Source organism: Clostridium grantii DSM 8605, assembly GCF_900129965.1.
Lineage (GTDB): Bacteria > Bacillota > Clostridia > Clostridiales > Clostridiaceae > Clostridium_AF > Clostridium_AF grantii.
Map to the genome: position 1 here is coordinate 1 of NZ_FQXM01000012.1, position 14016 is coordinate 14016.

Annotated in this window: 15 protein-coding genes; 13 read left to right on the forward strand and 2 right to left on the reverse strand. The window is 29.5% G+C overall.

Translation table 11 applies throughout. The annotated features are described in order from the left end of the window. Positions 1-384 (reverse strand): phage integrase N-terminal SAM-like domain-containing protein (locus tag BUB83_RS11290; RefSeq protein ID WP_159434080.1); only part of this gene is annotated, 384 nt, incomplete at its 3' end. A 176-nt stretch (positions 385-560) separates the two neighbouring features. Between BUB83_RS11290 and BUB83_RS11295 the strand changes: the two genes are divergently transcribed. The 5 genes from BUB83_RS11295 to BUB83_RS11315 are packed head-to-tail and all read left to right on the forward strand — an operon-like array spanning position 561 to position 5693. After that, the gene (locus BUB83_RS11295; protein WP_073338581.1) at positions 561-2435 is read left to right on the forward strand and encodes a KAP family P-loop NTPase fold protein; all 1875 of its coding nucleotides are present in this window, start codon (positions 561-563) and stop codon (positions 2433-2435) included. A gap of 18 nt (positions 2436-2453) precedes the next feature. Next, positions 2454-3158: a hypothetical protein gene (locus BUB83_RS11300; protein ID WP_073338582.1), complete on the forward strand. Its 705-nt coding sequence runs from the start codon at positions 2454-2456 to the stop codon at positions 3156-3158. Further along, entirely contained in the window at positions 3142-4602 is a 1461-nt protein-coding gene (qatC, locus tag BUB83_RS11305) for a Qat anti-phage system QueC-like protein QatC (protein ID WP_073338583.1), read from the forward strand. The genes BUB83_RS11300 and qatC overlap by 17 nt, the downstream gene beginning before the upstream one ends. Beyond that, complete coding sequence (locus tag BUB83_RS11310) at positions 4595-5320, forward strand: TatD family hydrolase (protein ID WP_073338584.1); 726 nt, start codon at positions 4595-4597, stop codon at positions 5318-5320. The genes qatC and BUB83_RS11310 overlap by 8 nt, the downstream gene beginning before the upstream one ends. Before the next feature lie 16 nt (positions 5321-5336). Next, a complete protein-coding gene (locus tag BUB83_RS11315; protein ID WP_073338585.1) occupies positions 5337-5693 on the forward strand; it encodes a hypothetical protein in 357 nt (118 codons plus the stop codon). A 547-nt stretch (positions 5694-6240) separates the two neighbouring features. Here the strand turns inward: BUB83_RS11315 and BUB83_RS11325 are convergent. Beyond that, complete coding sequence (locus tag BUB83_RS11325) at positions 6241-7041, reverse strand: hypothetical protein (RefSeq protein WP_073338587.1); 801 nt, start codon at positions 7039-7041, stop codon at positions 6241-6243. 484 nt (positions 7042-7525) lie between these two features. On the opposite strand from BUB83_RS11325, the gene BUB83_RS11330 reads away from it, so the two are divergent. The 8 genes from BUB83_RS11330 to BUB83_RS11365 all read left to right on the forward strand — a co-directional run bounded on the left by BUB83_RS11330 (position 7526) and on the right by BUB83_RS11365 (position 13778). Next, positions 7526-7756: a helix-turn-helix domain-containing protein gene (locus BUB83_RS11330; protein WP_073338588.1), complete on the forward strand. Its 231-nt coding sequence runs from the start codon at positions 7526-7528 to the stop codon at positions 7754-7756. Between the two features lie 4 nt (positions 7757-7760). Next, complete coding sequence (locus BUB83_RS11335; RefSeq protein WP_073338589.1) at positions 7761-8423, forward strand: response regulator transcription factor; 663 nt, start codon at positions 7761-7763, stop codon at positions 8421-8423. Beyond that, a complete protein-coding gene (locus tag BUB83_RS11340) occupies positions 8420-9430 on the forward strand; it encodes a sensor histidine kinase (RefSeq protein WP_073338590.1) in 1011 nt (336 codons plus the stop codon). Before BUB83_RS11335 ends, BUB83_RS11340 begins: the two co-directional genes overlap by 4 nt. 143 nt (positions 9431-9573) lie before the next feature. Next, positions 9574-10074, forward strand: a complete 501-nt coding sequence (locus BUB83_RS11345) for a VanZ family protein (RefSeq protein ID WP_073338591.1) — start codon at positions 9574-9576, stop codon at positions 10072-10074. A 26-nt stretch (positions 10075-10100) separates the two neighbouring features. After that, on the forward strand, positions 10101-10367 hold the full coding sequence (locus tag BUB83_RS11350) for a hypothetical protein (RefSeq protein ID WP_073338592.1): 267 nt from the start codon (positions 10101-10103) through the stop codon (positions 10365-10367). A gap of 89 nt (positions 10368-10456) precedes the next feature. After that, positions 10457-10936, forward strand: coding sequence for a hypothetical protein (locus BUB83_RS11355; protein ID WP_073338593.1), 480 nt, complete (start codon positions 10457-10459; stop codon positions 10934-10936). 105 nt (positions 10937-11041) lie between these two features. Continuing rightward, positions 11042-11806: an ABC transporter ATP-binding protein gene (locus BUB83_RS11360; protein WP_073338594.1), complete on the forward strand. Its 765-nt coding sequence runs from the start codon at positions 11042-11044 to the stop codon at positions 11804-11806. Continuing rightward, positions 11796-13778 (forward strand): FtsX-like permease family protein, encoded by a 1983-nt coding sequence (locus BUB83_RS11365; protein ID WP_073338595.1) that lies wholly within the window; start codon positions 11796-11798, stop codon positions 13776-13778. The genes BUB83_RS11360 and BUB83_RS11365 overlap by 11 nt, the downstream gene beginning before the upstream one ends. The last annotated feature ends 238 nt before the right edge of the window (positions 13779-14016 follow it).

A 14016-nucleotide genomic window follows, 5' to 3' on the forward strand; every position in this document is an offset into this window, starting at 1 on the left:
TGTCATTAAGATGCATTTGTCTCTTAAATTGTCGCAAGCATCAAAAATAGCTTGAATTTCTTCTTTGGTAAGAATTTCAGGAAATTTGCGATGATGACGATGGCGAGGTATTTGTTTGTAATTTAGAGTGATGTTTAAAGTTACACCGTACAAGAAACGTAGAGCGCTATTATAGGTATTTACGCTTTCAGAAGTAAGTTTTTTTTCTGTAATTAGATAATGAAGAAATTCTCTTATGTGTCTTACGTTTAGTTCAGTTGCTGGTTTATTAAAGTGATTTTGAAATAGCTTAACTTTGGTATAGTATTCATCTTGAGTATTTTTGCTTAAACCTCGAAGTTCTATATCAAAATTAAGTTGTTGTAGAATTTGTTCTTTGGTCATATTTAACATCTCCTTTATTAAAAATTATTTCCTTGATAAAGGGGTTGTATACAAAAGAGATAATATTTATGTTTATAGGATGATATTATGTGATGGAGTGGTTTAGACCACCGCGGCAGCGGTTTAGTGCTGTGTTTATAATGGGAAGTTACAAAATATAAAGGAGCGTTGATTTTATGTGGATTGATAGAGAATCTGAAATAGATTTATTAGCATATGAACCATTTGCAGAACTTGTAAATGATATATTGTTAGATGAAAAAATGAATCCTCTTACAATAGGTTTATTCGGTAGTTGGGGTGTTGGTAAATCAACATTATTGAAACTAATACAAGATAAAATTCAAAAAAATGATTGCAAGAAAGATAAGATTATTTGTGTGCCATTGAATGCATGGATTTTTGAAGGGTATGATGATGCCAAGAGTGCTTTGATGGAGAGTTTATTATGTACCTTAAAAGAAGACAAAACTGTATTTTTCAAATTTAAAGATAGTATTGAAAAATTAGTTAAAAAAGTAGATTTTTTTAGAATAGGGTCTATGGCAGTTAAACATGGAATACCACTAGTTACAGGTATGTCAAATCCTTTAGGGGCAATGGCATACCTAACAAGTAATAAAGATACTATTAAAGAAGATGCTAAAAAAATAATTAAAGAAGATAGTACTGAAGATGAAGGAAGCATGATTAATAATATAAGATCATTTAGACAAGAATTTAAGAAATTACTTGATGAAGCTAAGATTGAAAATTTGGTTGTAATGATAGATGATCTTGATAGATGTAATCCAGACAGAATTATTGAAACTTTAGAGGCTATAAAACTTTTTTTATCCGTACCTAAGACAACATTTATAATTGCTATTGATGATGCAGTAGTAAAATATTCTGTTAAAAGAAAATATCCCAAGGTAGATGAAGAAGATTTTGGAATATCAGAAAACTATATAGAAAAAATAATTCAATTACCTATATATATACCTGAACTTTCAGAATCAGATATTACAAATTATTTATTATTACTAATTTTTGAATTATATTTTACAAAAGGTACAGTTCAAAAATTAATGAAAAAATTGATGGATAATAATTTATTCTTAGAAGGTGAAAAAATAAGCATTAATGCTATTAATGAATATATAGGTGATTTGAAGAATGAAGAATATTTAATTCAAGACAGCTATGATGATTTTGAAAAAATATTCACAATTATTTCAAAAACAAGCGATGTAGTTTCTTGTATGTTGAAGGGAAATCCACGTCAAGCTAAAAGATTTTTAAATACTTTTTTAATTAGAAAAAAATTAGGAGATATTTATTATAGATGTAAAGAAAATAATATTGATTATTCAATATTAGCTAAATTGGTTACCATGGAATATATAGATAAAGATTTATTCAGAGAGCTATATAGATGGAGTGTAAAAAATAAAGACACTGATGAGATTACAGAGCTAAGAACAATAACTAATATAGTAAATGAAAACAAAGAAATTCCTGATGAGTTTAAAAAATGGAATGATATTAGGGTTTTAAAATGGTTGAAATCTGACCCAAAAGAATTATATAATAAGAATTTACTTAAATATTTTTATTTATCAAGAGAATCATTAAATATTAATTATAATATACTGGATAACTTAACTATTGAAGAAAGAAAAATATATAATGAAATAATGCGAACTACCCATAAAGCAGTGTATACACGACAAATAAAGGAATTGAAAGAAAATAATAAAATAAAGAGTTCTAAAATTATACTTGCAATTATAGACAGTTTTAAAGAAAATATAAAGTTAATTGATAAATGTCAAGCTATTTATTTAGGATATGAAGAATATAGAAGAGACATAAAAGATGTGTTGAAAAAAATCACCAAGATAGAGGCAACTCCTTTAGTTTGTGGAGTTTTAAATAATATGTATAGAGTAGATAATGAAGCTTTTGCTGAAGTAATAAAACAATTAAAAGCAAATAATGTTTCAGATGAGCAATTATCAATTATTACAAAAGAAGATAAGGATGTAAATAGATCTACTAGAATATAGTAAGGGAGAATCATAATTATGGGAACATCAAAAGGATATATACCACCTAAAAACCCAGAATGGCGTCAAGCTAAAAGTGCAGTGACTAGAATGTCAGGCACAAATTATAGTAAAGATAATGTGAGAAAAGCCATTGGAAAATATGCGGAAGCATATTCAAAAACGCACTTAGGGCATAGTAGTTTTTCAAATGTAGCTGGGAATTTTATGAATTTTTTAAATGATATTAGTAATAATGGTTTTGATAGTACTATTGAGAAGTATGGACTTGATAGTATTAAGAATAAAAATGGTAGTGAATTATATAATGGAATTTTAGATTATTTTTCAAGGGCTATATCAACAATAGATGATCAAATAGTAAGAGATAGTCTGTATGATACTCTTGAAGATCTTGAAGTATATACTTTTGAAAGCCTAAATAATATTCAAAGTGAAGATTTTTTGATAACATTTATAATAAATTTTGCAGTAAAAAACTTTGAGGAATGCTTTGCAGAAAAAATTCTTTCTAAGCAAGAAAACATAGATAGATACGATACGATTATAGAAGATGTAGAAAATTTAATAGGAGACAGGATTTTAGCTGATATGCAAATAAAAGACATTTTAAAAATAGATTTTTTAAGTGATGATGGACAAGCATATATAAATAATATATGTAAATTGTGTTATGATTCTTTAAAAACAATCGGCGAGGTGTACTATGAAAATTTGGATTAATAAAACGAATATTGATGAATTGAATGAAAACTATCATGATGCAGTGATATTCAATATGTTGAAAGATAATCCAAAATCTAATCTTAAAACAAATTTTGAGGATATTTGGAGGAGATTTTCTTTAAAAAGTATTGATAATATATATGAAGATTTTTTAATTATTGCATCAAGTATATTTGCTGTTGACCGAAGAATTCCACGATCTAATGTACATGGTATTGATGATGATAGAGAAATGAAAGACAATTGGACAAGAACATTAGAAGTTAATATTCCTGTATTAGAAATTGATAAATGGGTAACTGTGCGTAGTAAATTAGAGAAAGTTTTAAATTTCTTAAGTGGGGATTTGTGGAAGTTAGATTTTAGAGAAACTGAAGATCGCTATAGAAATAATGAATACAGAAAAAATAAATATATGAAAAAAGGGATTATTGATAATGATTTTGATTGTGTAAGTCTTTTTTCAGGTGGATTGGATTCATTCTGTGGAGCGTTACATTTATTAGAACAAGGGAAAAAAGTTTGTTTTGTCGGATGCATGGAATATAATCAATTAAAAAATAGGATGAAAAAAATTTATAAAAAAATAGATAGCGATTATCCTAATATAAATAAAGATTTGATTGTGTTTTCTACTAACCCAAGAGTACCCCAAAATATAAATGAAGATATTAGAAGTAAATATACAGAAGATACAAGTAGGAGTAGATCATTACTATTTATATCAGTAGCTATGGCAGTTGCATCAATAGTAAACCCAAATGAAGGTGTTTATATTCCGGAAAATGGTTTTATAGGGCTCAATGTACCATTAACTCCAAGTAGAATAGGTTCGTGTAGTACAAGAACAACACATGTTTATTTTTTGAAAAAACTAAATGAAATATTTAAGGAGATAGATATACCGTATGGAATATCTAATTTCTATGCTTATAAAACTAAAGGTCAAATTGTCAGTGAATTTAAAGAAAATAGTACTTTTCTTGAATGTGTGGATGAAACTATTTCTTGTTCTCATCCAACACAAGGTAGAATGGCCGGAGTGACGCCAATAAATTGCGGATACTGTTTTCCATGTATGATACGAAGAGCTTCATTAAATGTAATTGGATATGAAGAACAAAATTATTTAGATAAGATTGATGGAGAATATAAATTAGATATAAAATTAATTAAAAATTATGGAAATCCCTATACAGGAAGAGCTAAAGATTTAAATGCACTATTAGCCGCATTACATAAATATATTAAAAATGATGATTCCAATTATTATAAAAAGCAGTTGGTTAAACTAGGGGGATTATCTTTTGATGAAGTTGAAATATTTAATGATATCTATATTAAATCTATGGAAGAATTAAAAAATATGATAGTAAAGCAAGCAGATAAAAATGATAAGTCTATACTAGAATATATCGGAATGAGTGAAGATAATGAATAACTTAATAGATACTCATTTTCATTTAGATTATTATCGTAATCACAAAGAAATTTACGATGGAATCAATAAACTGAAGCAATATACATTGTGTGTAACAAATCAACCTGAAATATTTGAATCATGCATGGATATTTACCAGACAACAAAATATGTAAAATTTGCATTAGGCTACAATCCAAGATTAATCTGTGAAACTGAGTTTAATAAAAAGTCATTTTTAAAAAACTTAAATAAAACTAACTATATTGGAGAGGTGGGTTTGGATTTTGCTGGTAAATATAAAGAAATGAAATTTGATCAAATCAATATTTTTAATTTTATAGCTGAACAAGCTAGTAAATATAATAAACTAATGTCAGTACATTGTAGTAAAGCATATGAAGACTTATATAATATTATTAAAGCAAATAATAATAAAAAAATTATACTTCATTGGTATAGTGGCAACCAACATTGGGGTGATAAATTTTTAGAACTAGGTTGTTATTTTTCAGTAAATGGGAATATGTTAAGATCAAATAAGGGAATACAACTTCTTGAGATATTACCAGTAGACAAAATCTTGGTTGAAAGTGATGGTCCGTTTAGTACAATAAATAGAACAAAGTACACATTTGATAAATTGAATCAAGTTTATGATAACTTAGGTAATTTATTAGAAGATTCAAATATTGAAAATACTATTTATAAAAATTTTAAAACATTATTATCTAAATAATTATAGGGGGTCAAATATGTTTTATCACGTATTAGTTGAAACGAGTGAAAAGATAGGAAAATCAAATCAGAATAAAAAAATATATGAATTAGACATAAGAAACCGTGATGATATACTTAATCAAACAATTACTCCATATTTAAAGAAGGAAAAATTTCAGTTTGATGGTTATTTTTTGAATTATGAAGATATAGTAAGAATTGTTATTAAAAGTTCTGAAAGATCAGTAAGAGAATTAGCTAAATATGAAAATGACAATATGGAACCAGGATTAATAATGTATATATCTCCTGAAGACATTGTAGATTACGAAAGCAAGTTCGTCAGTTACACTTCCTCACTAGGAGTACCGGTGCTTATTAACTACAATTAACATTATTTACAATTTATTAATTAGCACCGGTGCACTAGTAAGGAGGCTTTGCCTACGAACTTGCTAATAATGATATTGAACTTATAAAAAGAGACACCGTATACTAGTTTATAAAAATACGGTGTCTCTTTTTATATTACATTTTTATTTTTTTTCAAAACTGGAAAGAATACTATAGCCAATTAATGTAAATAAGAGATATGAAATAGTTTTATTAAAAAATACCGAACCATTTACCAATAAAAATTCCAATACGATTAAACTTATACCTGGAATTATAAATATTAAGAAACGTTTAAAATTGAAGGATAAAACACCATTTTTTTTAGTTTCTATATAAAAATCCGGTAAACTTATAAATATACCAAATAATAATGAGTATACTAACTCTTGTTTATATCTATAAAATATGATATTTTCAGCATTGGAATTTATACTCATGAAATTCAAAAGATATGAACCTCCAATCGAAATAATTATTGCCAAGAAAAAAAAGCTTATTGTAATTTTTTTTTCATATTTAGTCATATATGTTTTCTCCTAATAATTAATTTATTTTTGTTATAGATATTTTAAATGTCCAAGATGATGCCCCTCTAGTCATATATGATGTAGCACTAGCTTTATTGTATGAAATACCAGTTCCACCACAAGAAGTATTAATATAATAATTAATTGGAGTTATAGAATAATATGATCCACTAGCAGGAGATATACGTGTTCCTGTCTTAGAAAGAGAGGATCTACCCACCCAATTATAAGCATTGATATCTGAATAATAATCTCCATAGGAGGTATTTGATATTACTAATTTAGTTACAGTAACTTGTGAATCCATAATTACAACTTTCCCCCATACACTAGTAAATTTATATAAGTCATATGAAACATTATTACGGCTAAAAGAATTTCCTGAATATTCAATTCTAATATAAGTCTTAGTAGAAATAGAACTATCGTTGTCATATTCCTCTTGGGTTCCACTAAATGCAAGATATGACATAAATGAACTAGGAGAAATAAATGCAACAGGTCCGTTAGTAATGTTAATATTAGACTCATTCTTAGATATAGGTATTTCTTTAATATCAGCTACTACATAAGCAATATAATCAGTGATTATATCTCCATTTTTATTTACTTTCTCTTTAATTTTTTGGGAGGTTATTTTAACGGTATCAGAAACTAATTTTGATTTTTTACCATTATTATCTATTATTATAGTATCTTCAAAATCTAAATTAGCTTCCATAGATGGATCATCTGTTATTCCTAACTGTAATCTATTATCTATTTCTTTCATGTCAGTAATTTCTTCTTTTAAAAAAACAACTTTTTCATTTTTCATACCTTCGGCAAATGCTGATGTTGTAATGACACAAAAAAACAAACTAGCTGTTAATAATACTTTAAATTTTTTAGATAGATTTTCAATATTTATACACCTCTTAATGTAAATTAAATTTATGTATTAAATTATAAATTTGTATATAATTATACCATTTTTTTAATCTATTGTATACACAATAATGGATTTTTGTCATTTTGTATTTCTTTGTCAATTTAATATATCAGCTTTTACATCTGTCAAAGCAAGTTCGTCGGCAAAGCCTCCTTACTAGTGCACCGGTGCTGATTAACAAATTGTAAATAATGTTAATTGTAGTTAATAAGCACCGGTGCTCCTAGTGAGGAAGTGCAACTGACGAACTTGTTAAAAAAAGAGTTGTGGGTTTTATTCTGGTTATGAAATTATAAGAATATTGGTAATTTTATTGCATATATCAACCAAATGGTTTATAATATAATTTAGTAGAATATGGAGGTGCTGTATGACTACGGCAGATATGATCAAACAACTGTGTGAACAAATGAATATAAGCGTAGCGGAACTTGCCAGACGTATTGGTCAGACTCCACAGAACTTTAATAAAAAATTAAAACGCGAAACTGTAACATTGGATGAATTGAAAGCTATAGCTGATGCGTTGGATATTAAGTTTGAGCAGGTATTTATTTTGCCTGATGGAAATGAAATAAAGACAGGAAGTATGAGGTGTTAAGGCGATGAAAATATATATTATTGAAGACGATACTGTTTTACGCTCTGAACTTGTAAAGCTACTTTGTGTCTATGGGTATGAATGTGCTTATGATGATGATTATGCAAATATTATTTCCCTAGCACTGGATGCAAAGGCTGATTTAATTTTGTTAGATGTAAATCTGCCCATATTTGATGGGTTTCATATATGTCGTGAAATACGAAAGGTGTCCTCCACTCCAATTATTGTGGTAACAAGTCGCTCTACCGATATGGATGAACTTATGAGTATGAATTTAGGTGCTGATGATTTTGTAACAAAGCCATATAATACACAAATTTTATTGGCAAGAATAGGTGCTATCTTAAAAAGAAGTGAAATTCCAATGACTTCTACAAAAGTGGAATACAAAGGGCTTGTATTTTCAGCAGAAAAAAGCACAATAATCTGTGGAGACTTGGAAGTGGAACTTACCAAAAATGAAATGAAAATCTATTCTGTCTTGTTGCAGAACAGAGGCAAAATTGTTTCTCGTGATGAAATTATGAATGAGCTTTGGCAGTCTGACGAATTTGTTGATGACAATACTTTGACGGTTAATATCAACCGTCTTAGAAAAAAGATTGATGAAATAGGGATAAAAGACTTTATTACCACCAAGCGTGGACAGGGATATATGATATGAAATTTTTACCATTTGTAAAAGAAAAGGTAGTTTTCATTATTTTGCAAGTAGGTATGATTGCTTTTTTGGCAGTGATGCTCTCTTTTTACCAAGTGAGTGGTGCAATGACATTTTTGATTTGTTTTATTTTGTGTCTCATTGCAGTTACATCATTTACCTTTGAGTACTATAATAAAAATAAGTTCTATAAAAATCTTTATCAAAATTTAAATGATCTCTCGAAAAAACACTATATATCCACCATGGTAGAAATCCCAGACTTTGAAGAAGGTGTTATATTAACAGATGTTTTGCAACAAAGTTCAAAATCTATGAACGATGAAATAGCCACTTTTCGCCATATTAGCGAGGACTACAAAGACTATATTGAAGCATGGATACACGAAATTAAATTGCCTATAGCCTGTGTAGATTTAATATGTGAAAACAACAAAGACGAGGTAACTGCGAATATTAGAGAAGAACTCAAACGTATTGACAGCTTTGTGGAACAAGCACTTTACTATGCTCGTAGCACATATGTAGAAAAAGATTATGTCTTAAAAGAAATATCCTTGAATGATTTAGTAAGGTCGAGTGTTAAAAAACATTCCAAACAACTTATAGGGGCAAAAGCTAGCCTTTCACTTAATGATTTAGACATCAATGTTTATGGTGATTCAAAGTGGTTGGATTTTATATTGGGGCAGATTATTTCTAATGCAATTAAATACAAAAGGGAAGATTTAAGCATCTCATTTTATGCAAGAGAAAATAAAGAAAATAGCATACTGTATATTGATGACAACGGAATTGGTATAAGCGAAACAGATATTGACAGAGTTTTTGAAAAAGGTTTCACCGGAGAAAATGGAAGAAAGTTCACGAAATCCACAGGCATTGGATTATACCTGTGCAAAAAACTTTGTGATAAAATGTATTTAGGATTTGAGATTACCTCTAAAATAGGACTAGGAACAACGATTAAAATTATATTTCCAAAAGACAGTAGGCTGTTACTTTTGTAATAATGGTATAAATAGGCTAACAGGCGATTTGTTTCGTCTGTTTTTTTATGTGACAAAACTGTAAGGATAATGTAAGGTGAATCAATGGTAGAAACATTTAGAACCTCCTATAATTAAACCATAACTTAAAGGAGGTCAACATTATGATTACGATTTATAATGAAAACAAAACATTGAAAAGCCTTGCAATTTTGACTTTGCCTATTTATATAATCGGCGTTCTATATTTCACTTTGCTTTGGAGAACAGGTAGCTTTAATGGTGAATATAACCTTCACTTAAATCTAATTCCTTTTTTCTGGTTCATCGAGCCTGTATTTTTAGGTAAAGATTTTTATTTATCACAAATTGTTTTAAATATCATAATGTTTGTGCCGCTTGGTGTGATACTTCCTCTTATTTTTCGTTCTTGCAATGAAAAAAGAGTGTTGTGGATTGCATTTATGGTAACATTATCGATTGAGTTCTTGCAACCTATTTTTGGCAGATGCACAGATATTGACGATGTCATGTTGAATGTATTGGGTGCATTTATAGGATATATTTCACTTTGTGTTATGACAGAAAAACTAAACAGTATGAAAGATAAAGTTGCATCTGCTTATTATTTACTAATGACAAAATATTTTCTTTCAGCAGTATAATTATAAAAACAAGGAGATAATAACAAATGAAAAACACACCTTTTGATTACAGCGAAGATAAAATTTCAGTTTACTTTGAGGTAGCACGACCACCAATTGTAGCCGAGATTTTAATGGAAATCGGTTTTGTAAGAGACATTTTAATCAGAGAGTACGGAGTTACTTTAAGTCTTGCAATTCAGCAAATCCCAGAAGTTATAGTAGAAATATCCAGTCATAATGAAGCGATATACGGAGTTGTTCCAAAGTATCTGTTTGAATCAAATAGGCTTGAAAATCTTAATGTAACATAAATGCAAGGTAAATCAATGATAGCAAATAATAAACGATGGCAAGATAAACATGTAAAAAAACTTAATTATAGGAAAGTGAGGATATGAATATGAAAAAAACAATCGCAATAATTTTATCTGTGATGCTGTTTACAACCGCATTGGCTGGATGTGGTGCAACTGATGATTTAAAATCGATGGTAAAAGCAGAAGATGCTGTAGTTGTTGATAAAAATAGCGAAAATGCAAATGATGTTAATGTAGCTTCCAACGATGATTACGAAGTGAAAATTGTTGGAACAGTGTATAGTTATTCTTCAAAGAGAAAATTGCTGGTAAAAATTGAAAATAAAACTGATGAAGATCTTTATTTCAGTGCAACGAACATAAAAGTTGATGAAGTTGAAAACACAATGGAAGCAGGCGGAAATGATGTGGTTAAGGCAAATACAAAAGAAACGCTGCCTATGGTTTTTGAGGAATGGACAGATTTTGAACACTGCTCAGGAGAAATAATTATTACAAATGAATCGAGTACAATAAATAACACACATGAATTTAATATAATCATTACAAATATTAATGAATAAGTGGAGAAAAACTATGAATCTAAAAAAGTTGCAGAAGTTTTATTTATGATGTTAAATACAACCGATATAGGTTATTTTATTGCTATAAATTAAGGAGGAAAAATTATGAACACAATTTTAAAAGTAGAACATTTGGAAAAATATTATGGAAACAAGGGTAACATTACACGTGCCATAGATGATATTAGTTTTTCTGTATGTGAGGGTGAATATATTGGAATTATGGGTGCATCTGGTAGTGGAAAAACCACATTGTTAAACTGTGTATCCACCATTGACAGCCCCACAGCAGGCAATATAATAATCGGTAACAAAGATATAACCACAATGAAAATGGCACAGCTATCCAAGTTTCGTAGGGAGGAATTAGGATTTATTTTCCAAGATTTCAACCTGCTTGACACCTTAACAGCTTTTGAAAATATTGCTCTTGCGCTTACTATTTTAAAAACTAATCCCGAAGAAATTGAACCTAAAGTATTTGCAGTTGCAGAACTTTTGAACATCACAGATGTCCTTAAAAAATATCCATACCAGATGTCTGGAGGACAAAAACAACGTGTTGCTTCAGCAAGAGCGATCGTTACTAACCCTAAGCTTATTTTAGCTGATGAGCCAACGGGAGCACTGGATTCTAAATCTGCAAGAACGTTACTGGAAAGCTTTAAAAAACTCAATGAAGAAATGAATGCCGTTATCTTAATGGTAACTCATGATGCCTTTACAGCAAGCTACTGCAAGAGAATCTTGTTCATTAAAGATGGTAAAATATTCACAGAACTTACTCGTGGAGCTGAAAAGCGTAAAGACTTTTTTGACCGTATTATAGAAGTTATCTCACTTCTTGCAGGTGATGTAAATGTTGACTAAATTGGCATTTAAAAATGCGTCTAAAAGTTTCAAAGATTATGCAGTTTATTTCTTCACCTTGGTTTTAGGTGTGTGCGTATTTTATATGTTTAACTCTATTTATGCACAACAGGAAATTATGGTTGTTACAGAAACTACAAATCAATCAATGGTGGCACTTAGACAGCTACTATCTTACATTTCTGCATTTGTGGCGGTTATTTTAGGGTTTTTGATAATCTATGCCAATAACTTTTTTATAAAACGTAGAAAAAAAGAGCTTGGTATCTATATGACACTGGGAATGACTAAGAGAAAAATCTCAACCATTTTGCTTTTGGAAACCTCAATTATGGCAATGGTTGCGTTAATTGTAGGATTAGTAGCAGGTATTTTTAGTTCACAGTTTATGTCATTTTTTACAGCAAAAATATTTGAAGCAGATATGAGTGCCTATAAGTTTGTGTTTTCAATGGACGCTACATTAAAAAGTATCTTATATTTCGGACTTATATTTTTAACAGTTATTTTATTTAACACCTTTGCCATAGGTAAATTCAATCTGATTGACTTAATTTATGGTGGAAGAAAAAACGAGAGTTTGAAAATAAAAAGCACAGGTGTTGCCATTGCCATTTTTATCATGTCAATTATTTCTTTGGGCTTATCATACTATATCATTCTCAAAAATGGCATGATCAATATTAACTTTTGGTTTTTACTATCTTTAATACTGGGAGTATCGGGGACTGTTTTATTTTTTCTTTCAATGTCTACCTTCATCATTAAGCTGGTACAGGGGAATAAAAAGCTGTATTATAAGAATTTAAATATCTTTGTTTTAAGACAGCTAAACAGCAAGGTTAACACCAATTTTATATCAATATCAGTGGTTTCCATTGTGCTACTCCTTGTAATTGGCATTTTCTCATCGGGCTACAGCATGCAAAATATTTTCTCTAAGGAGCTTCAAAATTCTGTGCCTTTTTCCTTTAGTATTGCGAATTATTATGATGAAGGAAACTATGTGAATGGAATTTATGACAGCTTACCAGCACAGCTTAAAAACAGTGAGTATATTGAATCTTATGATGAACACAAAATTTATATTATGAAAAATGGGGATAATCACTATGAAGATTATGAATTAGATTTATCTTCAATAGGTGAAAACTTTGTAGCAACACCTCTTAATTTTATGAGCTTGAGTGATTATAATGATATTCGCAAGTTACAAGGGTTAGAGCCTCACACATTAGCTAATTCAAATTATCTTGTTTTAGTAGATGACGTAACAGAAGATATTGGAGTGCAATTCATAAATGATAATAAATACATCACCATTAACGGTGAAGAACTTTCACCAATAGACATGGTGTCTAAAACAGCAACTTCAAATACCAACTATGTATCCATTGCGTTTGTCGTAAATGATAGATTTCTCGAAAGTATGACTATACAAGAAACTGTTTTAAATATTCAATGTAAAAATGAGGAAGATGCTGCTGCTTTTGATGTTATGTTAAAGGAATATCGTTCCAGCGTCGGTAAAAACTCTGCCTTTGCTTACTATATAAGCCGCCAATATATTTATGCAAATTCGATTACTACAAAAGCTCTTGTTTCATTCCTTGCTATTTATTTAGGCTTTGTATTTATGATTACGTGTGCTGCAATCCTTGCATTACAACAGCTTTCTGAAGCAGAAGATAACAGAGGCAGATATGTACTGCTAAAAAAATTGGGAGCAGAAAAATCAATGCTCAATAAAGCGCTATTTGCTCAGATATTAAGCTACTTTTTATTGCCCTTATCTCTTGCAATCGTTCATTCGATCGTTGGACTTAGTGCAGCAAACGAGGTAATACAACAGTTTGGTAAAATTGATGTATTTTCGAGTATTATTACAACAGCAATTTTTGTAGTATTCGTGTATGGAGCATATTTTACTCTCACTTATATTGGTAGTAAAAATATTATAAATAAGGGATAGATCCCACACCACACAATAGACCCAAGATTGGATATTTTCCCGCAAACGATAATCCACCTTGGATATGTTTCCGTATACGAGCGTGGATATGCTCCCAACAACGGAAGGGGGTGAAAAGGTGCTTTTGATAGCTATCAATTCAACTCCAAGCATCCTGTATTTGGAAACATAACAGCGGTTAAGCTGCATGAAATGAGCGTTGGGTATAGATAATATCTATAGTTACAAAAATCCCATT

Excerpts from the sequence above, each read along its gene's own strand:
- BUB83_RS11295 (WP_073338581.1), top strand. The coding sequence starts at position 561 with ATGTGGATTGATAGAGAATCTGAAATAGATTTATTAGCATATGAACCA.
- BUB83_RS11300 (WP_073338582.1), top strand. The coding sequence starts at position 2,454 with ATGGGAACATCAAAAGGATATATACCACCTAAAAACCCAGAATGGCGT.
- qatC (WP_073338583.1), top strand. The coding sequence starts at position 3,142 with ATGAAAATTTGGATTAATAAAACGAATATTGATGAATTGAATGAAAAC.
- BUB83_RS11310 (WP_073338584.1), top strand. The coding sequence starts at position 4,595 with ATGAATAACTTAATAGATACTCATTTTCATTTAGATTATTATCGTAAT.
- BUB83_RS11315 (WP_073338585.1), top strand. The coding sequence starts at position 5,337 with ATGTTTTATCACGTATTAGTTGAAACGAGTGAAAAGATAGGAAAATCA.
- BUB83_RS11325 (WP_073338587.1), bottom strand. The coding sequence starts at position 7,041 with ATGAAAAATGAAAAAGTTGTTTTTTTAAAAGAAGAAATTACTGACATG.
- BUB83_RS11330 (WP_073338588.1), top strand. The coding sequence starts at position 7,526 with ATGACTACGGCAGATATGATCAAACAACTGTGTGAACAAATGAATATA.
- BUB83_RS11335 (WP_073338589.1), top strand. The coding sequence starts at position 7,761 with ATGAAAATATATATTATTGAAGACGATACTGTTTTACGCTCTGAACTT.
- BUB83_RS11340 (WP_073338590.1), top strand. The coding sequence starts at position 8,420 with ATGAAATTTTTACCATTTGTAAAAGAAAAGGTAGTTTTCATTATTTTG.
- BUB83_RS11345 (WP_073338591.1), top strand. The coding sequence starts at position 9,574 with ATGATTACGATTTATAATGAAAACAAAACATTGAAAAGCCTTGCAATT.
- BUB83_RS11350 (WP_073338592.1), top strand. The coding sequence starts at position 10,101 with ATGAAAAACACACCTTTTGATTACAGCGAAGATAAAATTTCAGTTTAC.
- BUB83_RS11355 (WP_073338593.1), top strand. The coding sequence starts at position 10,457 with ATGAAAAAAACAATCGCAATAATTTTATCTGTGATGCTGTTTACAACC.
- BUB83_RS11360 (WP_073338594.1), top strand. The coding sequence starts at position 11,042 with ATGAACACAATTTTAAAAGTAGAACATTTGGAAAAATATTATGGAAAC.
- BUB83_RS11365 (WP_073338595.1), top strand. The coding sequence starts at position 11,796 with ATGTTGACTAAATTGGCATTTAAAAATGCGTCTAAAAGTTTCAAAGAT.